22 protein-coding genes are annotated in these 19,423 nt (G+C 34.6%); all 22 read left to right on the plus strand.

What is annotated here, in order from left to right; all coding sequences use genetic code 11:
* The 22 genes from trmFO (at position 1) to ACWV26_RS04690 (ending at position 19,352) form a co-directional block, all read left to right on the plus strand.
* Positions 1-1,314 carry an FADH(2)-oxidizing methylenetetrahydrofolate--tRNA-(uracil(54)-C(5))-methyltransferase TrmFO gene (trmFO, locus tag ACWV26_RS04585; protein WP_455897194.1) on the plus strand — a complete coding sequence of 438 codons (1,314 nt, stop codon included), beginning with the start codon at positions 1-3 and terminating at the stop codon, positions 1,312-1,314.
* A gap of 281 nt (positions 1,315-1,595) precedes the next feature.
* Positions 1,596-2,495 (plus strand): tyrosine recombinase XerC, encoded by a 900-nt coding sequence (xerC, locus tag ACWV26_RS04590; protein WP_455897195.1) that lies wholly within the window; start codon positions 1,596-1,598, stop codon positions 2,493-2,495.
* A 17-nt stretch (positions 2,496-2,512) separates the two neighbouring features.
* Positions 2,513-3,061, plus strand: a complete 549-nt coding sequence (gene hslV / locus ACWV26_RS04595; protein ID WP_455897196.1) for an ATP-dependent protease subunit HslV — start codon at positions 2,513-2,515, stop codon at positions 3,059-3,061.
* Positions 3,058-4,449 (plus strand): ATP-dependent protease ATPase subunit HslU, encoded by a 1,392-nt coding sequence (gene hslU / locus ACWV26_RS04600; protein WP_455897197.1) that lies wholly within the window; start codon positions 3,058-3,060, stop codon positions 4,447-4,449. The genes hslV and hslU overlap by 4 nt, the downstream gene beginning before the upstream one ends.
* 84 nt (positions 4,450-4,533) lie before the next feature.
* Positions 4,534-5,313 carry a GTP-sensing pleiotropic transcriptional regulator CodY gene (gene codY, locus ACWV26_RS04605; protein WP_455897198.1) on the plus strand — a complete coding sequence of 260 codons (780 nt, stop codon included), beginning with the start codon at positions 4,534-4,536 and terminating at the stop codon, positions 5,311-5,313.
* Between the two features lie 568 nt (positions 5,314-5,881).
* Entirely contained in the window at positions 5,882-6,274 is a 393-nt protein-coding gene (flgB, locus tag ACWV26_RS04610; RefSeq protein WP_455897199.1) for a flagellar basal body rod protein FlgB, read from the plus strand.
* 1 nt (position 6,275) lies between these two features.
* Positions 6,276-6,737, plus strand: coding sequence for a flagellar basal body rod protein FlgC (gene flgC / locus ACWV26_RS04615; RefSeq protein ID WP_455897200.1), 462 nt, complete (start codon positions 6,276-6,278; stop codon positions 6,735-6,737).
* A 27-nt stretch (positions 6,738-6,764) separates the two neighbouring features.
* On the plus strand, positions 6,765-7,070 hold the full coding sequence (gene fliE / locus ACWV26_RS04620) for a flagellar hook-basal body complex protein FliE (protein ID WP_455897201.1): 306 nt from the start codon (positions 6,765-6,767) through the stop codon (positions 7,068-7,070).
* A 102-nt stretch (positions 7,071-7,172) separates the two neighbouring features.
* Positions 7,173-8,780 carry a flagellar basal-body MS-ring/collar protein FliF gene (fliF, locus tag ACWV26_RS04625; RefSeq protein ID WP_455897202.1) on the plus strand — a complete coding sequence of 536 codons (1,608 nt, stop codon included), beginning with the start codon at positions 7,173-7,175 and terminating at the stop codon, positions 8,778-8,780.
* A gap of 14 nt (positions 8,781-8,794) precedes the next feature.
* On the plus strand, positions 8,795-9,808 hold the full coding sequence (gene fliG, locus ACWV26_RS04630) for a flagellar motor switch protein FliG (protein ID WP_455897203.1): 1,014 nt from the start codon (positions 8,795-8,797) through the stop codon (positions 9,806-9,808).
* Entirely contained in the window at positions 9,792-10,568 is a 777-nt protein-coding gene (gene fliH / locus ACWV26_RS04635; RefSeq protein ID WP_455897204.1) for a flagellar assembly protein FliH, read from the plus strand. The genes fliG and fliH overlap by 17 nt, the downstream gene beginning before the upstream one ends.
* Positions 10,569-10,572: 4 nt before the next feature.
* Entirely contained in the window at positions 10,573-11,898 is a 1,326-nt protein-coding gene (fliI, locus tag ACWV26_RS04640) for a flagellar protein export ATPase FliI (protein WP_455897205.1), read from the plus strand.
* Entirely contained in the window at positions 11,899-12,348 is a 450-nt protein-coding gene (fliJ, locus tag ACWV26_RS04645) for a flagellar export protein FliJ (protein ID WP_455897206.1), read from the plus strand.
* Between the two features lie 49 nt (positions 12,349-12,397).
* Entirely contained in the window at positions 12,398-12,967 is a 570-nt protein-coding gene (locus tag ACWV26_RS04650) for a MotE family protein (protein ID WP_455897207.1), read from the plus strand.
* Between the two features lie 28 nt (positions 12,968-12,995).
* Positions 12,996-14,393, plus strand: coding sequence for a flagellar hook-length control protein FliK (locus ACWV26_RS04655; protein WP_455897208.1), 1,398 nt, complete (start codon positions 12,996-12,998; stop codon positions 14,391-14,393).
* Between the two features lie 3 nt (positions 14,394-14,396).
* Positions 14,397-15,071 (plus strand): flagellar hook assembly protein FlgD, encoded by a 675-nt coding sequence (gene flgD / locus ACWV26_RS04660; protein ID WP_455897209.1) that lies wholly within the window; start codon positions 14,397-14,399, stop codon positions 15,069-15,071.
* Between the two features lie 133 nt (positions 15,072-15,204).
* Complete coding sequence (gene flgG / locus ACWV26_RS04665) at positions 15,205-15,987, plus strand: flagellar basal body rod protein FlgG (RefSeq protein ID WP_455897210.1); 783 nt, start codon at positions 15,205-15,207, stop codon at positions 15,985-15,987.
* A 72-nt stretch (positions 15,988-16,059) separates the two neighbouring features.
* Complete coding sequence (locus tag ACWV26_RS04670; RefSeq protein ID WP_455897211.1) at positions 16,060-16,281, plus strand: flagellar FlbD family protein; 222 nt, start codon at positions 16,060-16,062, stop codon at positions 16,279-16,281.
* Positions 16,271-16,702 (plus strand): flagellar basal body-associated protein FliL, encoded by a 432-nt coding sequence (fliL, locus tag ACWV26_RS04675; RefSeq protein ID WP_455897212.1) that lies wholly within the window; start codon positions 16,271-16,273, stop codon positions 16,700-16,702. Before ACWV26_RS04670 ends, fliL begins: the two co-directional genes overlap by 11 nt.
* 33 nt (positions 16,703-16,735) lie before the next feature.
* Positions 16,736-17,731: a flagellar motor switch protein FliM gene (gene fliM / locus ACWV26_RS04680; protein WP_455897213.1), complete on the plus strand. Its 996-nt coding sequence runs from the start codon at positions 16,736-16,738 to the stop codon at positions 17,729-17,731.
* On the plus strand, positions 17,724-18,968 hold the full coding sequence (fliY, locus tag ACWV26_RS04685) for a flagellar motor switch phosphatase FliY (protein ID WP_455897214.1): 1,245 nt from the start codon (positions 17,724-17,726) through the stop codon (positions 18,966-18,968). Before fliM ends, fliY begins: the two co-directional genes overlap by 8 nt.
* A 21-nt stretch (positions 18,969-18,989) precedes the next feature.
* A complete protein-coding gene (locus ACWV26_RS04690; RefSeq protein WP_455897215.1) occupies positions 18,990-19,352 on the plus strand; it encodes a response regulator in 363 nt (120 codons plus the stop codon).
* Positions 19,353-19,423: the final 71 nt, after the last annotated feature.

Genomic DNA, 19,423 nt, shown 5'->3' on the forward strand with positions numbered 1-19,423 from the left:
ATGACACCCATAGTAAATGTAATAGGAGCAGGTTTAGCTGGAAGTGAGGCTGCTTGGCAAATTGCGAAAAGAGGAGTAAATGTACGTCTTTTCGAAATGAGACCAGTTAAACAAACACCAGCACACCATACAGATAAATTTGCAGAACTTGTTTGCAGTAACTCATTACGCGCAAATAATTTAACAAATGCTGTCGGCGTTATAAAAGAAGAAATGCGCCAATTAGAATCTATAATCATAGAAGCTGCAGATCAATGTTCCGTACCAGCTGGTGGAGCTCTTGCAGTTGACCGTCATGAATTTTCAGGATATATCACTGAAAAAGTAAAAAATCATCCACTTGTTGAAGTGATTAATGAAGAAGTAATAGAAATTCCTGAAGAAGGTATTACAGTTATTGCAACAGGTCCACTTACTTCGAAAGCTTTAGCTGATAAAATTCAAAGTCTAACTGGTGAAGATTATTTATACTTTTACGATGCCGCAGCACCAATCATTGAAAAAGACAGTATTGATATGGATAAAGTATATTTAAAATCACGTTATGATAAAGGAGAAGCAGCTTATTTAAACTGTCCTATGACAGAAGATGAGTTTTATGCTTTTCAAAGAGCATTAGTTGAAGCAGAAAAGGCACCATTAAAAGAGTTTGAAAAAGAGAAATACTTTGAAGGTTGCATGCCAATCGAAGTAATGGCAGAACGCGGTCCTAAAACGATGTTATTTGGACCGATGAAACCAGTGGGTCTAGAAGATCCCAAAACAGGTAAACGCCCATTTGCAGTTGTACAACTTCGACAAGATGATGCAGCTGGCACACTTTACAATATCGTTGGTTTCCAAACGCATTTAAAATGGGGAGCACAAAAAGAAGTGTTTAGTATGATCCCAGGTTTGGAAAATGTTGAAATTGTTCGCTATGGTGTCATGCATCGTAATACTTTTATCAATTCACCAAAAGCATTAGCGCCAACTTATCAATTGAGAAGTCATCCAAATATTTTCTTCGCAGGCCAAATGACTGGAGTTGAAGGATATGTTGAATCAGCAGGTAGCGGATTAATTGCTGGTATTAACGCAGCGCACTTAGCGTTACAACAAGATCTATGCATATTCCCTGCTGAAACAGCACTTGGAAGCATGGCACGATATATTACAGAAGCTGATTCAAAACACTTCCAACCAATGAATGTCAATTTTGGTTTATTCCCTGCTTTAGGTGAAAAAATTAAATCAAAACAAGAGCGTGGAGAAAAACATGCTGAACGTGCTTTAAAAGCTTTAAATGAGTACAAAGAGTTTACAAATATTTAATATTTGCGTAAGTCCTTAAATGTTGTTATACTTTTAAGGGCTTTTTTTTATGCTTATATTGACTTTTGGATATCTTTAAGTTTTTGATATGTTAGAGTTTAGAAGCTTACATAATTAGGTATACTATCGTTTAAAATAAATAAAAAATAATTTTGTACACAAATATGTCATAAAACTACTGAAAATTGCCATAGTCTAAGTTGTTAGCGAGCGTTCAAACTTTATTTAATCGATTGACAGTGAGAGAATGAATAGAGATCTTTGAGAAATGAGGTGTTCTTATGACCATTCAATTTGAGCAAGCAATAGAACAGTTTATTTCTTATATTCAACTTGAAAAAAACTTCTCACCATTAACAGTTCGAGATTACCAATCAGATATAAACGAGTTTTATAATTTCCTCAAAGTAGAGGGTGTATCAGATTTGGATCAAGTTGAATACTTACATGCAAGGCTTTTTGTAACGAAATTGTATGAAGAAAAGAAAGCACGGACAACAATATCTAGAAAAATTTCTTCAATTCGTTCTTTCTTTAAATTCTTAAATAAGGAATATGAAATGGATGACTCGGCATTTCAAGCGCTTTATCATCCTAAAAAACAACTTAGACTTCCACATTTTTTTTATGAAGAAGAACTTTCCAAACTATTTGAGGCAAATGAAGGCGAAGATGCTAAATCATTACGGAATATGGCTATTCTGGAACTTTTATATGCTACCGGTATTCGTGTCAGCGAACTTACATCTATTGAACTAAAAGATATTGACTTTTCGTTGAATATCCTTAGAGTGATGGGGAAAGGTAGAAAAGAGCGTTATGTTCCATTTGGGCATTTTGCAGCAGAAGCAATGGAACGCTACCTAACTGAGGCACGTCCGAAGTTATTGAAGGGTACAAAACATAGTAACTTTTTTGTTAATATGCGTGGGTTTGCTCTAACTGCACGAGGTGTTCGCTATATACTAAATGAAATGATGAAACAAACGGAGCTACATACAACGATTCATCCACATATGTTACGTCATACTTTTGCGACACATCTTTTGAACAATGGAGCAGATTTAAGAACGGTTCAAGAATTATTAGGACATTCAAGTCTGTCTTCAACACAAATCTATACACATGTAACGAAAGAACATCTACGAAACACTTATATGAATGCTCATCCTAGAGCTTGATATTTAAAGGAGGTTTTATGATGGATTTGCATGCAACAACTATATTTGCCATTCAGCATAATGGCCAAAGTGCTATGGCGGGTGATGGCCAGGTTACATTAGGAAATTCTGTAGTTATGAAACATACTGCAAAAAAAGTACGCCGTTTGTATAATGGAAAAGTTCTTGCCGGGTTTGCCGGATCTGTAGCAGATGCTTTTACATTGTTTGAAATGTTCGAGAGTAGGTTAATGGAGTATAACGGTAATTTACAACGTGCTGCAGTAGAGGTTGCAAAACAATGGCGCGGTGATAAAATGCTACAAAAATTAGAAGCGCTTTTACTTGTTATGAATAGTGAAACATTATTATTGGTTTCTGGTTCAGGTGAAGTAATTGAACCTGATGATGGTATTTTAGCCATAGGTTCAGGAGGAAATTACGCTTTATCAGCAGGAAGAGCATTAAAACAATATTCTGGTGAAAAGTTGTCTGCCAAGGAAATTGCGAAAGCATCATTAGAAATTGCAGCAGATATTTGTGTTTTTACAAACCATAATATTATCGTGGAGGATCTAAGCGAATGACTCAACAAAAGACCCCTAGAGAAATGATGAATTATTTAAATCGATATATTGTAGGTCAAGTGAATGCTAAACGAGCTGTTGCCGTAGCACTTCGAAATCGCTATCGAAGACAATTGCTATCTGATGATATGAAAAATGAAGTAATACCTAAAAACATCTTAATGATTGGTCCAACAGGTGTAGGTAAAACTGAAATTGCTAGACGAATCGCTCGTCTTGTGAAAGCGCCTTTTTTAAAAGTGGAAGCTACAAAATTTACCGAAGTAGGTTATGTAGGTAGAGATGTAGAATCGATGGTTCGTGACTTAGTAGAAATTTCAATTCGACTTGTAAAAGAAGAGAAACAAGAAGAAGTGAAAGAGCAAGCCGAACGTTTAGCAAACGATCAAATTGTTAAACTTTTAGTACCTAGTATGAAAAAAAAGCAAACCACACAAAATCCTTTTGAAGCCCTTTTCGGACAAAAAATGGATACACCAGATGAAAACACAGAAGAAGATTCTCAAGTTAAATTAAAACGCTCACAAATTGCCGAAAATTTACGTGATGGTAAATTGGAAAACGAAATGGTAACTATTGAAATAACAGAACAGCAAAACAACATGATGGGCATGTTCCCGGGCATTGGAATGGATATGGGTGGAACTAATATGGGGGATATGCTATCAAGCTTTATGCCACCCAAAAAGAAAAAACGCCGTTTGCAAGTAAGTGAAGCGAGAAGACTTTTAATCGTAGAAGAAGCTAACAAACTGATTGATAATGATGAAGTATCTGAAGAAGCTATTAAGAGAGCTGAAGAAACTGGAATTATTTTTATTGATGAAATCGATAAAATTGCAACCAGAAGTAATAATGGTAATGCCAATGTTTCACGTGAAGGTGTTCAACGTGATATTTTACCTATTGTTGAAGGATCAACAGTAAATACTAAATATGGTCCTGTAAGAACCGATTTTATGTTATTTATTGCTGCTGGTGCATTCCATATGTCTAAGCCATCTGATTTAATACCTGAGTTACAAGGGAGATTTCCAATTCGCGTAGAATTAGAAAAACTTACAAAAGACGATTTTGTTCGAATTTTAAGAGAACCTGACCATTCGCTTATTTTACAATATAAAGCACTTCTTGAAACTGAAGGTGTTGAAATCGACTTTACAGATGCTGCAATTGATCGTATTGCTGAGATTGCAACAAATGTTAACCAAGAATCCGACAACATCGGTGCGCGTCGTTTACACACTATATTAGAACGTTTATTAGAAGAGCTTTCATTTGAAGCATCTGACATCGCACCAGCTCGAATAGAAATCACAGAAAAATATGTAGATGAAAAACTTAACGAAATTGTCAAGAATAAAGATTTGTCACAATTTATTTTATAGTTTATAATACAAGATATTGCACAAAATTTAAAACCTTTTGAATATTGCATAAATTTAGGAAAATTTACAGGAGGCTATTCAGTAATGAATTTATTAGCAAAAACAAGAAGAATTAATTCGATGCTTCAAGCATCAGCAGGAAAACCAGTTAACTTTAAAGAAATGGCTGAAACTCTGGGCGAAGTAATCGAAAGTAATGCATACATTGTTAGTCGCAAAGGAAAATTATTAGGTATCGCGGCAAATCAACAAATTGAAAATGAACGTTTGAAAAAAATGCTCGAAGAACGTAAATTCCCCGAAGATTATACTCAACATTTATACGACTTCAGTGAAACTGCCTCAAACTTGGATGTTTACGATCAACATAGTGCTTTCCCAGTTGAAACTCAAGAAATTTTCCAATCTGGATTAACAACGATCGTACCGATCAATGGTGGTGGAGAACGTTTAGGAACATTAGTACTTGCACGTTTAGAAAGCAAATTTGAAGATGATGATTTAATCTTAGCTGAATACGGTGCTACTGTTGTAGGTATGGAAATTCTTCGTGAAAAATCAGAAGAAATTGAAGAGGAAGCACGTAGCAAAGCAGTTGTTCAAATGGCTATTAACTCTTTATCATATAGTGAACTTGAAGCAATTGAACATATCTTTGAAGAATTAAATGGTACTGAAGGTTTACTTGTTGCATCTAAAATAGCAGACCGTGTTGGTATTACACGTTCAGTAATTGTTAATGCTCTACGTAAATTAGAATCTGCTGGTGTAATTGAATCACGTTCTTTAGGTATGAAAGGTACTTATATTAAAGTACTAAATAGTAAGTTCTTAAATGCTTTAGCTGAAATTAAAATGCGCTAATTTAACAAACGAAAAACTACCTTTCCTGATTTTTCAGGAAAGGTAGTTTTTTTATTTGACTAAAAAGCAAATTTAAAGAAATTAGTTAAGTGAATTTTACAATTATGACAATGATAAATACTTATTTTTTATGGATATTTCACTTATGACAAAATTAATGCATTCTAAGTGAGTAAACTGCTAGAAAATTCACTCTTTTTACAATTCAATTGGTAGAAAAATGATATTTTTACAAACAATTAATAATTAGAAATTTTTGGGTATAAAGTAGTGCGGATGCTTTTGGAGAAAATGTAATAGATGTGGGATAGAAAACTATAAATGCCTTATAAATTCTGTATTTAAGACTATTTTTACTATAAATACAGTGAAAACTAAATTAGGTTCAAAGTATTGTTTTTACTCTACTAATTGAAATTAACTTCCTTATTTTATAAGGAAAAATAGTATGTTTATCCTATTAAAAATATGATGTTTGAGATAGACACTTTGTAACATCTTTATTACAATTATAACGTGATGAAACATAAGGAAATTTGGCAAAGATAGTCGAATTGAGGTGAAAGATATGAGCTTTTTTGGGGGCACAATAAGCAATATCGAAAATGGATTGACTTATTCAAGTATAAAACAGAAAACAATAGCACAAAATATCGCAAATGTTGATACGCCAAACTATAAAGCTAAGGATGTTAGCTTTAGTAGTATGTTGGCAGATGCTCAAAACTCATACATAAAAGCGAACCGTACGAATGAAAAACATATAGATTTTAATACAAGTACTACAACACCTGGTGTATTTAGTTATTCAAATGATCGTTATCGTGAAAATGGAAACGGTGTGGATATGGATAAAGAACAAGCTAGCCTAGCAGAAAATACAATATATTATAATGCGCTAGTTGATCGTGTAAATGGAAAGTTAAATTCATTATTAACCGTTGCCAAAGGAGGCAATTAATATGTCAATCTTCCATAGTATGGATACTACTGATTCTGCTTTGACAGCGCAACGCCTAAGAATGGACGTTATTTCATCTAATATGGCAAATGTAGATACAACACGAGCTAAAAAAGTTAATGGGAAATGGGTGCCTTATACGAGAAAAACCGTAACGCTTGTTCCAAAAGAAAATTCCTTTTCAAATTATTTAAACGTTGCAATGGAGGGTGCTGGAAATGCATCAGTTGGAAATGGCGTGAAGGTGACAAGTATAAATGAGGATACAAAAACCCCATATAAACTAATTTATGACCCAAGTAATCCAGATGCAAATAAGGATGGGTATGTACAGACTTCCAATGTAGATTCTCTAAAAGAAATGGTAGATTTAATTTCGGCAACAAGATCTTATGAGGCAAATGTAACAGTATTTAATGCTAATAAATCAATGCTTTCAAAAGCTCTTGAAATTGGAAAGTAATTTTCTAAATGAAAGGAAAAAGTTAAATTGGCAATTTCACAAGTTTCAATTACACAGCCAGTTCAGCCTTCAATGACTCAAACAGTGGCTCAGACCACACCTACTAAAGACACTGAAAGCTTTGGCACAATTTTAAAAAATGCAATTTCAGTAGTGAATGATAGTCAGCTAGCTTCTGATAATATTACAAATAAATTAGTGAATGGGGAGAATGTTGAGCTTCATGATGTAATGATTACTGCTCAGAAGGCGAATATTACTTTAAACACAGCCTTATCTGTTCGTAACAAGGTAGTAGAAGCATATCAAGAAATTATGCGAATGACAGTTTAATAGTATACGCAATTTTCTTGTTTTAACTAAGCGGTAAGACCCCACTTCTATTAGTGGAGTTTCACTTTACAAGAGACATTCACTATTTATCGGAGGCTTAAAATGAAGGAAAGACTAACGAATGTAAAAGCTAAATTCGGTGGTTTTTGGAGTAGTCGAACAAAAGCACAAAAAGGAACGATTATAGGATCACTACTTGCAGTCGTGATTCTAGCTTCTATTGTTACATATTTTGCAACTAGAGTATCCTATGCACCCTTGTTTTCGAACCTATCAGCCGCTGAAGTTGGGCAAATTAAAGAACAATTAGATTCAAAAGGAGTAAAATATCAAATTTCAAATGGTGGAACTGCTATTTCAGTACCAGAAGATCAAGTTGATAATTTGAAAGTGGATTTAGCTTCGCAAGGCTTTCCTCAATCTGGACAAATTGATTACTCTTTCTTCTCAAAAAATGCGGGCTTCGGTATGACGGATAATGAGTTTAATGTATTAAAATTGGCATCTATGCAAACAGAACTAGCAAATCTTATGAAAGAAGTTAAAGGTGTCAAAGATGCGAAAGTTATGCTTACATTACCTCAGCAAGGCGTATTCGTAAGTGATACACAACAAGAAGCAAGTGCATCCATCGTATTAAATACAGAACCTGGCTACCAATTTACAGATTCACAAATTAAAACATTATATAATTTAGCATCCAAAAGTGTACCTAATTTAAAGCCTGAAAATATTGTCATTACAAATCAATATTTTGAATATTACGATTTAAACTCTCAAAATTCATCTACTTCAGGAAATGGGTTAGCGTCATCAGATTCAGATAAACAATTGGCAATTAAAAAACAGATAGAACGTGATCTTCAAAGACAAGTGCAAACTATGCTTGGACAATTAATGGGTCCAGGAAAAGCAGCTGTTTCTGTAACTACAGATATTGATTTTACACAAGAAAAACGAGAGGAAAATCTTGTTGAACCTGTAGATAAACAAAATATGGCCGGTATTCAAATTAGTGCCCAAAAAATTAGTGAAACATATACAGGAGCAGGAGCTACTGCTGGTGGGACACCTGAAGCTGGGCAAAATACTGATAATTTTACAAATTACCAATCATCAGCTAATGGCAACGGTGATTACGAAAAAACGCAAGATACAGTTAACTATGAAGTGAATCGTATTAAACGCCAAATCAATGAGAGTCCATATCGTATCCGAGATATTGGCATCCAAGTAATGGTGGAACCACCAAAAGCGAATGATCCAACATCATTATCAACTACTACACAATCTGACATTCAAAATATGCTTGCATCTGTCGTTCGTACATCGATTGATAAAAACGAAGCTGGTCAGTTAACGAATGCCCAAATAAATCAAAAAGTAGTAGTAGGAGTAGAAAAATTAAATGGTAAAGCATCCATCCCAACAACACCAACTAGTTCAATTCCATGGTGGGTATATGTGATTGGTGGGATTTTAATCGTCACTATTCTTCTATTAGTATTTTTCATTATTCGTTCTAGAAGACAAGAAGAATATGAAGATGAATATATTTATGAAGATGAAGAAGCACCTATAGAAATAGATGATATATCAAAAGAAAAAGAAACTGAGAACACGCTTCGTAGAAAGCAACTTGAGAAAATGGCAAAAGAAAAACCAGAAGAGTTTGCAAAATTATTAAGATCTTGGATTTCAGAAGACTAATGGAGGTTTAGGCTGTGAGTAAGAAAGAAAAAGGTTTGTCTGGTAAACAAAAAGCAGCACTTCTATTAATTTCTCTAGGGCCTGAAGTTTCAGCTGCTATTTATAAGCATTTAAATGAAGAAGAAATTGAAAGACTCACATTAGAAATCTCGGGCGTTAAAAAAGTAGAACCTGAGATTAAGGAAGAAATTATTGAAGAATTTCACAATATTGCACTTGCTCAAGATTATATATCACAAGGTGGTATAGGTTATGCCAAAACGGTATTAGAAAAAGCACTTGGAAACGAACAAGCACAAGCAATTATTAACCGTTTAACTTCATCTTTACAAGTAAGGCCATTTGACTTTGCTCGTCGTACAGATCCAACACAAATTTTCAATTTTATTCAAAATGAGCATCCGCAAACAATTGCGTTAATTTTATCTTATCTGGAACCACAACAAGCAGGTGTAATACTTTCTTCTTTACCGCAGGAAGTACAAGCCGATATTGCAAAACGAATAGCTACGATGGATTCAACTTCTCCTGAAGTGATCAGTGAAATTGAATCTGTACTTGAACGCAAATTATCATCGACTGTAACACAAGACTACACCGAAACTGGCGGTGTGGATGCAGTGGTGGAAGTATTAAATGGGGTTGATCGTCAAACTGAAAAAACGATTCTTGATGCACTTGAGATCCAAGACCCAGAACTTGCAGAAGAAATTAAAAAACGCATGTTTGTCTTTGAGGATATTGTTACATTAGACAATCGTTCAATTCAACGTGTAATACGTGATTCTGAAAATGAAGACTTGCTACTTGCAATGAAAATTTCAAGCGAAGAAGTAAAAGAAATTATCTTCAGAAATATGTCTCAGCGTATGGCTGATACATTTAAGGAAGAAATGGACGTAATGGGACCAGTACGGCTAAGAGATGTTGAAGAAGCACAATCTCGAATCGTTGCAGTTACACGCCGTTTAGAGGATGCGGGTGAAATCATTATTGCACGAGGTGGAGGGGATGACGTCATTGTCTAGGATTATTCGATTTGACAGTCCCGAGAGCTCTAAAGAAAAATTTCGTACTATTGAAATTAAAGATTTGAATTTTCAAAATGATGCTGGAATAGAAGAGGTCACTCCACAAAATATTCTAGAAGAGCGTGAACAACTGATAAATGAAGCAATTCACGATATCCAAATGCGAAAAGAATCTTTTGAGCAGCAATGTCTGATGGAGAAACAAGCTTTAGAAGAAGAAAAGAATAACTGGCAAGAGGAAAAAATCATTTTACAGCAACAAGCGTATGAAGAGGCTTTCCAACAAGGGCTAGAAGAAGGACGATTAAAGGCAGAAGCTAATATGTCTGAAGCAATTCAGCAGGCAAATGAAACTATTGCACAATCTAAGAAAAACGCGGATCTGTACTTACAAGAACAAGAAACCATTATTTTAGATCTTGCTATTCGCTCTGCAGAAAGAATACTCGGTTCCGTATTACGAGAAGACCATGAACGATATATCGATATTGTACGTAGAGGATTAAAAGAAGCAAGGGAAATGAAAGAAATTAAGCTCTATGTCTCAACTACTTACTACCAATTGGTATCGGAACATCGAGAAAGTCTAAGTGAAATGTTTCCAATTGGTGTACCTTTAATGATTTTTGTCAATGAAGAGTGGGATGAAACAGATTGCTATATTGAAACAAACCATGGAAGAATCGTCGTAAGTATTGACCAGCAACTAAATGAGCTTAAATTAAAGCTATTAGAAATTTTAGAAAGTGGGAGTTAGGATCATGAAAGCAGCAGATTTATTTGAGCAAATTTCATCTATCCAAACTTTTAAAAAGTTTGGCCGTGTAACAAGAGTTGTGGGATTGATGATTGAATCACAAGGACCTGATAGCTCCGTTGGGGATGTTTGCAAAATTCATGTAAATACTGTTAAACATGGTCATCAAGTGATTCTTGCTGAAGTAGTTGGATTCAAGGACGAAATCGTAGTATTAATGCCTTATACATCTCTCCGTGAAATTTCAATTGGCTGTTTAGTTGAAGGAACAGGGGATCCTTTAGAAGTAAAAGTGGGGCCTGAACTTATTGGGAAAGTTTTAGATTCAATGGGCTTACCAATTGATGGTAGTAGTTTACCAAAGGGATTGAAATCTGTACAAACAGAAGAAGATCCACCGAATCCTCTGACAAGGCCACCAATAAATGAAACGTTAGAAGTTGGCGTGAAAGCAATTGATGGTATGTTGACAGTTGGAAAGGGTCAACGTGTAGGTATTTTCGCTGGCTCGGGTGTAGGAAAATCTACATTGCTTGGAATGATTGCGCGAAACACTGTTGCTGATTTAAATGTCATTGCCCTTATAGGTGAGCGGGGACGTGAAGTTCGTGAGTTTATAGAAAGAGACTTAGGGGCTGAAGGATTAAAACGTTCAATCGTCATTGCTGCCACTTCTGATCAACCGGCTCTAATGCGTATTAAGGGTGCTTTTACTGCAACTGCTATTGCTGAGTATTTTCGTAATAGAGGGTTAAACGTCATATTAATGATGGATTCAGTAACCCGAGTTGCCATGGCCCAACGTGAAATAGGACTTGCAACGGGAGAACCGCCAGCTCAAAAAGGGTACACCCCCTCAGTCTTTGGTATATTACCAAAACTATTAGAACGCACAGGGACAAATGAATTTGGAACAATCACAGCATTCTATACGGTTCTTGTAGATGGAGATGATATGAATGAACCGATTGCAGATACGGTTCGTGGTATCCTCGATGGTCATATTGTATTAGATCGTACATTAGCCAATAAGGGACAATTTCCTGCCATCAATATTCTAAAAAGCGTCTCAAGATTGATGAATCATATTACTTCGGCTGAGCATAAAAAGTGCGCAGAGCATTTAAGAGAACTTTATTATACTTATTCTAAATCAGAGGATTTGATTAATATTGGTGCTTACAAAAAAGGCACCTCTAAGGAAATTGATGAAGCAATTTTTTACGAACCATTAATCACGAACTTCTTAAAACAAGGATATATGGATAAAGTTAGTATGGCAGAAAGCGTTGCTGAAATTGTGAGATTAGGAAATGGCGGTGGCAATTAGATGCAAGCATATAAGTACCGATTTGATCAAGTGATGAATGTCAAGCAACAAGAGAAACTCCAGATTGAAATTGCATATAAAGAAGCTACTAAGTCATTTGAAGATGTGGCAACAAAACTCTATACCCTTTTAAAGAAGAAAGAAGATTTAATAGATTTTCAGGAGAAGAAGTTAGCAAAGGGTTCTACAATTAATGAGATTCACCATTATTCAAGATTTTTGGATAGTATTGAAAAAACAATAAATGAAACCCAACAAAAAGTAATCCAAGCTCGTTCGAAAATGGAATGGCATAAAGATAAATTATTAGAGAAATCCTTAGAATATCGCAAGTATGAAAAGATGAAAGAAAAGGATTTTAAAGAATTCCAAAAAGGACAAGATCGCCTTGAGATGATTCAGCTAGATGAGCTATCTTCCATCGCATTTTACAATAAAGAAATTAGGTGAGAACGTGGCAACAAAACCCCGAAAAAAAATCAAAAAGCAGAGAGTCCAAATGGAAGAAGTTGAAGAAAAAAAACCTAGCATGATTCAAAAGCTATTCTTTTGGGTGATTATTCCTTTACTCTTCGTGTCGGCTGTTCTCCTAATTGCTGCAGAAGTTACAGGTACTAATGTATTTGAAAAAGCAAAGGAATTATCTGGGGGAACTTCTCAGCAAAGTGCAAAGGAAGTTAGTAAAGTCAATTCATTTAATGAAAAACAAATTGCAGATATAAAAGCACAGCTTCAGGAGAAAGAAGCAGAAATCGCTAAATTGCAGGGTCAAGTAGAAGATGCACAAAGTGAAGCATCTAAAACGAAAATCGAAAAACATCGACTAGAAGTTCAGATAAACAAACTAGAACAAACGAAAGACGAAACAAAATTAAATGACAGCGATATTGTGAAAACTTACGAAAAAATGGCGCCTAAATCTGCAGCACCTATTATTACAACTATGAAAGATGAAGATGCACTCAAAATTCTTTCAAGCATAAAACCAGATATATTAGCAGCTATCTTAGAGAAGATGCCATCAGATAAAGCTGCACATTATACAGAATTGCTATCGCAAAGTAACTAATACATGTCCATGGTAAGGAGGTGAAAAGGTGAATATTGAGGCACTAAAATCTAATCCAGTCAACAATACAATATCTTCAACTAAGGTAAAGGCAAATCCAAAAGATTTTGCAAACATATTAACGGAAGCTAGTAATGTAGCATCAAAAAAGGATCAATTTGAGGAAAAAACAAGTGAACATAATCCTTCTACTGAAGGAGTAGAAAGCAAGAAAACATCCAATCCTTCTACAATAATTGAAGAAAAAACAACAGAGTCTATTAATCAATCAAATGAATCACAGGAAACGATAGAAACAAACACTGCTTCAAGTCGGTTCACTATAAATCTATCAAACGGGTTAGAATTATTACTTGGTTCAGTATCAAAACAAGTAGATCAATCGAATATGCCAAAAGAGGTTTCAATGGATGATCTTTCTACTATTATTAATGCATCATCCTTACAAGATTTAGGGGATACGTTAGGGTTAAGTTTAGAACAAATAAATTCTGTAGAAGGATTATCATTTGATAAAATTCTGCAAGTTATTGGTATTAAAAAAGAAGAACTACAAAAAAGTATTCAACAATTAACTGGAGATGAAGTAAAAGCAGAAGATGTATGGAACATTCTGAATGGAATCGAACAAAATTTGCCAACTTTTATTCAAAGATTGATGGCATCCATTAATGGAGGTTCTGAATCTACTGTTTCTAAATCTCAAGTATCGCAAGTTTTGCAATTTTTAAAAATAGTTGAACTTGTAGCTCCGAAAACAGACTTATTGTTGAACCAAGAATACCAGACTTTCCAAGTGAAAGAATTGATATCAACTCTTTCAGCCAATGTAAAACAAAATCAAGATACACAAAATGAAGCCATGCCTATAAAAACAAGCGAATCAAAACAAGTAGATATAAAACTAGTAGATTCTCCAGTTAATCAAAATATTAGTATAATTCAACCTAATTCGAAGGAGATTACAACGGTTACCTTAAATCTACCCTTAAACAAAACTTCTCAAGCAGAGGCATTTGTGAAAGAATTTCAAGCTATTATGAATCGTGGACAATTTGCTAACAATGCAGCAGGTACAAAATTATTAATCAAACTTTACCCTGAAAATTTAGGGTCCATACGTGTTGAACTTATACAAAGAGACGGTATTATGACAGCACGATTATTAGCCTCAACAAATATAGGAAAACAAATGCTAGAAAGTCAACTGCAACAGTTGAAACAGGGATTAGTAAACCAAAATATCCAATTAGACCGGATTGATATTGCACAAACACTAAATGAACCCAATCGTAATGTTAAAGATCAACAACAACAGTTCCAACATGCTTTCAAACAACATTCAGATGAACAACAAAAGCAACAAGAAGATGAAAAAGAAGAGAATTCAAATTTCAATGATTTCTTAATGGAGTTGGAGGTTTAGAATATGGCAGATACAACAGTCACAGATAAGAACATTTCAGCAGATTATTATTTATCCAACAAAGCAGCTGAAACGAAACAAACTGGCAATAGTTCATTAGACAAAGATGCTTTCCTACAACTGCTGATTACACAGTTGCAAAACCAAGATCCAACGAGCCCAATGGATGATAAAGAATTTATATCTCAAATGGCCCAATTTTCATCCTTAGAACAAATGCAAAATGTTGCAAAATCAATTGAATCACTATCTAGCATTGCAAAACAGTCACAGTTAATTGAATATAATAATTTCATAGGTAAAAGTGTGAATTGGCATGAAGCAACCTCGAAAACAGATGAAAATGGAAATGCTGTCATTGACTCTGGTACTGGAACTATTAGCAAAATTTCTTATAAGGGAGATACAGCTATCTTTACTCTTTCAGATGGTAAAGAACTAACTCCTGCAAATATTTCTGAAGTAGTTGGAGCATCCCTCGAAAACAGTTCTTCCAATTCGCTTGCTGAGGCTAGTATGTTAATAGGAAATAGCGTATCTTACACTGAAGATAACACTACGGAAGAAATAACAGCAAACGTAAAATCTGTCAAAAAATCAACTGATGGCAGTGTCGTGTTAGTGTTATCAAATGGAAAGGAAGTTAAAATAGATCAATTATCCTCTATTTCTAAATAGTAGGATGAAAGTATTAACTTCAGGAGTGCGTTAATACATATTAAAAATTGAAATAGGAACAAATTTTAAATGAAGATTTTAAAATAAAACCAAAAAAATCATACTCTTTAAATTGAAAGGAGAAGAATTATTTATGTTACGTTCGATGTATTCTGGAATTAGCGGTCTTCGTAATTTCCAAACAAAATTAGATGTTATCGGAAATAATATTTCAAATGTAAATACCTATGGTTTCAAAAAAGGGCGTGTAATCTTCAAAGATTTAATTTCTCAAACAACACAAGGTGCTACTGCTCCTGGAAATACTCTTGGTGGGACGAACCCGAAACAAATCGGTCTTGGCTCGCAAATCGCAGCAATCGATACAATACATGATGCAGGATCAATGCAAACAACTAACCGAACATTAGACTGTGCGATTTCTGGAGATGGCTACTTTGTCGTACAAGATGGTGATGAACAGTATTTTACTCGTGCCGGAAACTTCTATTTGGATAGTAATGGTTCATTAGTTACCGCAGATGGAAAAAAAGTACTGATGGATAACGAAGCATCTATTCCAACAGATGCTACCCAAATTACAATAGGAAAAGATGGGACAGTTTCTTATACCCAAAATAATGCACTTGTAACTGCGGGACAAATCCAAATTGCACGTTTTGCCAATACTGGTGGTTTAACAAAAGTCGGTGGGAACAACTACAAACCTTCCAATAACTCTGGTGATGCTGTTATTGGCGCTCCAAATTCTAATGGAAATGGATCTATTGAATCAGGATTCTTAGAAATGTCCAATGTAGATTTATCCGAAGAGTTTACCGAAATGATTGTAGCTCAACGTGGTTTCCAAGCTAATTCACGTATTATCACAACTTCTGATGAAATTCTTCAAGAATTAGTAAATCTAAAACGATAATTGAAAGAACAAGAAAGATTAGTTAATGGAAGGGGGATGGGCCGGTTCATTTAAACCCGGCCTTCATATCCTATGATTTCTCTAACGAAATTAAATAAAAAACCGTTCTCATTGAATGCTTTATACATAGAATCGATTGAGGAATTTCCTGATACGACAATTATGTTAACAACCGGGAGAAAATATGTTGTATTAGAATCTATGGATGAGGTCCAAAGAAAAATGATTGAGTTTTATCGTAGTGTGCAACTCCTATCAAACCCGCATTTAAGAGGTGAAAAGGATGAAGAATAATAAATTACTATCAATCATGTTAATTATTTTGGTTTCTATTACATTAATTGGTGTTGTGGCGGTATTAGTAGTTACTCAATTAAACAAAGGAACAGCAGCAGCTAATGTCCAAAATATCGACGATATCATAAAGACTTCTGTGGATATTGGTGAAATTACAACGAATATATCAGGTGATAATTATGTGAAAATTTCATTTAAAATCCAAACAACAAGTAAAGATGCTGCTGCTGAATTAACAAAACGTGATTTCCAAGTAAAAAGTATTGTAATTGAAGAATTATCTGAAATGTCGAAAGAGGATTTAGAAGGTAAAAAAGGTAAAGAAATGCTTGAAAGTAATTTGAAAACGAAAATTAATGAAATAATGCAAGATGGTGAAATACAACAGGTTTATATTACTTCTTACATTATTCAATAATTATTATTTTGTAATGCAAATGGAGGTGGGCAAATGGCAGGAGATGTGTTATCACAGTCTGAAATCGATGCATTGTTATCCGCGTTATCAACGGGGGAAATGACAGCAGATGATATTAAGAAGGAAGAGGAGTCAAAAAAGGTAAAAGTCTATGACTTCAAACGTGCCCTCCGTTTCTCAAAAGATCAGATTCGCAGTTTAACTCGAATACATGAAAACTTTGCACGATTGCTAACAACATATTTCTCAGCTCAACTTAGAACATATGTACAAATTACAGTTGCATCTGTGGATCAAATACCTTTTGAAGAGTTTATACGGTCTATTCCGAATATGACTTTGATTAATGTATTTGAAGTACCGCCATTAGATGGGAATATCCTAATGGAAATCAATCCTAATATTGCATACTCTATGTTAGATCGTTTATTAGGTGGAACTGGTGCAAGTCATAGTAACGTAGATAATCTTACAGAAATTGAAACAAAAATCATGACAAATTTATTCGAACGTTCTTTTGATAATTTAAGAGAGGCATGGGCAAATATTGCTGATATTGATCCAGTGTTAACCGAATTAGAAGTAAATCCTCAATTCTTGCAAATGATTTCGCCGAATGAAACAGTTGTAGTTATCTCTTTCAATTCAATCATTGGAGAAACAAGCGGCATGATTAATATATGTATACCACATGTTGTATTAGAGCCTATCGTTCCTAACTTATCCGTTCGATATTGGATGCAATCAAATAAAAAAGAAGTTTCTAAAGAACAAACAGAAATTATTAAAAAACGTGTAAAGCAATCCGAATTGGAAGTAGTTGCTGAATTAGGAAATGCAGAGATCAGTATTGAAGACTTTCTATCATTGCAATATGGTGATGTTATTCAATTAGATCAGAAAATCAGTCAGCCACTGATTCTAAAAGTTGGAGGCATTCCTAAATTTAATGTTCAACCAGGTAAGTTAAAAAATAGAATGGCTGCACAAGTAATAGAGTCTTTGAAAGGGGGAGACGATGATGAGTGATGATATGTTATCACAAGAAGAGATTGAAGCCTTATTAAGAGGTGAATCAATTGATATAGATAGTGAGCCGTCTTCTCGCACAGAATATAATGTAGAAGATTATTTAGATCCAATGGCTCAAGATGCACTTGGCGAAATTGGCAATATTTCTTTTGGTAGTTCAGCAACTGCATTATCTTCATTACTGGGTCAAAAAGTTGAAATTACAACACCAAAAATCAGTATGATTAATAAAGAGCATTTGGAAGAAGAGTTTCCCCATCCTTATGTAGCAATACAAGTAGAATATACAAAAGGTTTAATGGGAGTGAACTTACTTGTTATTAAACAATCAGATGCTGCAATCATCGCAGATTTGATGTTAGGTGGCGATGGATTAGCACCATCTGGAGAATTAAATGAAATACATTTAAGTGCAGTTCAAGAAGCAATGAATCAAATGATGGGTTCTGCAGCTACATCCATGTCTACCATCTTTAATAAGAAAGTGGATATTTCACCACCAACAATTGATTTGATGAATATCTCGAATAATGTAGGTACAGATAAAATTCCACAAGACGAATTACTAGCAAAAATATCATTTCGATTGAAAATTGGTAACTTAATTGATTCTAATATTATGCAATTATTACCTTTAGAGTTTAGTAAATCACTTGTTCACCAACTCATGAACCCTGAGCAAGAAGAGCTTGTTGTTACACAAGAGGTACAGGAAGAAACCCAAAGACCGCAACCAGCTACACTTACAAACGCAACAACGCAAAATGTGGAGCAAAAACAGGTGCAGATGCAACAATCGATTACACAAGTAGTTGAACAACCATATGGAATGCAACAACAAGCACAAGTTGATAGGTCGGTTTATGAATCACAATCACCTCAACCTGCGCAACATAGCACTCATAACACTCCGATAAATGTTCAGCAAGCACAATTTACTAGCTTTGAAAATACTACACTTAATCAAACGGAAGCTAGAAATTTAAATATGCTACTTGACATACCATTGCAAGTTACTGTTGAATTAGGACGTACAAAACGTTCCGTGAAAGAGATATTAGAACTAGCAAGTGGGTCTATTATTGAATTGGACAAATTAGCTGGTGAACCAGTGGATATCCTTGTCAATAGCCGACTTATTGCAAAAGGAGAGGTAGTTGTAATTGACGAAAACTTTGGTGTTCGTATTACAGATATCTTAAGCAAAGCGGATCGAATAAATAATTTGAAATAGTTTTTTAGGAGGCGAAAAGTTATGTCAAAACGAATTTTAATTGTAGACGATGCAGCATTTATGCGAATGATGATTAAAGATATTTTGACCAAAAATGGCTTTGAAGTAGTGGGCGAAGCTGCTGATGGAGCACAAGCAGTAGAAAAATATGGTGAATTAAAGCCAGACTTAGTAACGATGGATATCACAATGCCAGAAATGGACGGTATTGCAGCGTTAAAAGAAATTAAACAAAAAGATCCTGGTGCAGTAATCATTATGTGTTCTGCAATGGGACAACAAGCAATGGTAATCGATGCTATTCAAGCAGGTGCAAAAGACTTTATCGTAAAACCATTCCAAGCTGATAGAGTTATAGAAGCTATTCAAAAAGCGTTAGGTTAATAAAATGTATGTTAACAAATTATTAAAACTAATGTTGTGTATATCATTTTTTTTCATTGCAATAGGACAAC

The sequence above is a fragment of the Rummeliibacillus sp. JY-2-4R genome (assembly GCF_053847205.1).

Excerpts from the sequence above, each read along its gene's own strand:
- flgC (WP_455897200.1), top strand. The coding sequence starts at position 6,276 with ATGTCAATCTTCCATAGTATGGATACTACTGATTCTGCTTTGACAGCG.
- fliM (WP_455897213.1), top strand. The coding sequence starts at position 16,736 with ATGGCAGGAGATGTGTTATCACAGTCTGAAATCGATGCATTGTTATCC.
- ACWV26_RS04690 (WP_455897215.1), top strand. The coding sequence starts at position 18,990 with ATGTCAAAACGAATTTTAATTGTAGACGATGCAGCATTTATGCGAATG.
- fliJ (WP_455897206.1), top strand. The coding sequence starts at position 11,899 with ATGCAAGCATATAAGTACCGATTTGATCAAGTGATGAATGTCAAGCAA.
- fliL (WP_455897212.1), top strand. The coding sequence starts at position 16,271 with ATGAAGAATAATAAATTACTATCAATCATGTTAATTATTTTGGTTTCT.
- fliI (WP_455897205.1), top strand. The coding sequence starts at position 10,573 with ATGAAAGCAGCAGATTTATTTGAGCAAATTTCATCTATCCAAACTTTT.
- codY (WP_455897198.1), top strand. The coding sequence starts at position 4,534 with ATGAATTTATTAGCAAAAACAAGAAGAATTAATTCGATGCTTCAAGCA.
- fliF (WP_455897202.1), top strand. The coding sequence starts at position 7,173 with ATGAAGGAAAGACTAACGAATGTAAAAGCTAAATTCGGTGGTTTTTGG.
- flgD (WP_455897209.1), top strand. The coding sequence starts at position 14,397 with ATGGCAGATACAACAGTCACAGATAAGAACATTTCAGCAGATTATTAT.
- xerC (WP_455897195.1), top strand. The coding sequence starts at position 1,596 with ATGACCATTCAATTTGAGCAAGCAATAGAACAGTTTATTTCTTATATT.
- flgB (WP_455897199.1), top strand. The coding sequence starts at position 5,882 with ATGAGCTTTTTTGGGGGCACAATAAGCAATATCGAAAATGGATTGACT.
- trmFO (WP_455897194.1), top strand. The coding sequence starts at position 1 with ATGACACCCATAGTAAATGTAATAGGAGCAGGTTTAGCTGGAAGTGAG.
- flgG (WP_455897210.1), top strand. The coding sequence starts at position 15,205 with ATGTTACGTTCGATGTATTCTGGAATTAGCGGTCTTCGTAATTTCCAA.
- hslU (WP_455897197.1), top strand. The coding sequence starts at position 3,058 with ATGACTCAACAAAAGACCCCTAGAGAAATGATGAATTATTTAAATCGA.
- hslV (WP_455897196.1), top strand. The coding sequence starts at position 2,513 with ATGATGGATTTGCATGCAACAACTATATTTGCCATTCAGCATAATGGC.
- fliY (WP_455897214.1), top strand. The coding sequence starts at position 17,724 with ATGAGTGATGATATGTTATCACAAGAAGAGATTGAAGCCTTATTAAGA.
- ACWV26_RS04650 (WP_455897207.1), top strand. The coding sequence starts at position 12,398 with ATGGAAGAAGTTGAAGAAAAAAAACCTAGCATGATTCAAAAGCTATTC.
- fliH (WP_455897204.1), top strand. The coding sequence starts at position 9,792 with ATGACGTCATTGTCTAGGATTATTCGATTTGACAGTCCCGAGAGCTCT.
- ACWV26_RS04670 (WP_455897211.1), top strand. The coding sequence starts at position 16,060 with ATGATTTCTCTAACGAAATTAAATAAAAAACCGTTCTCATTGAATGCT.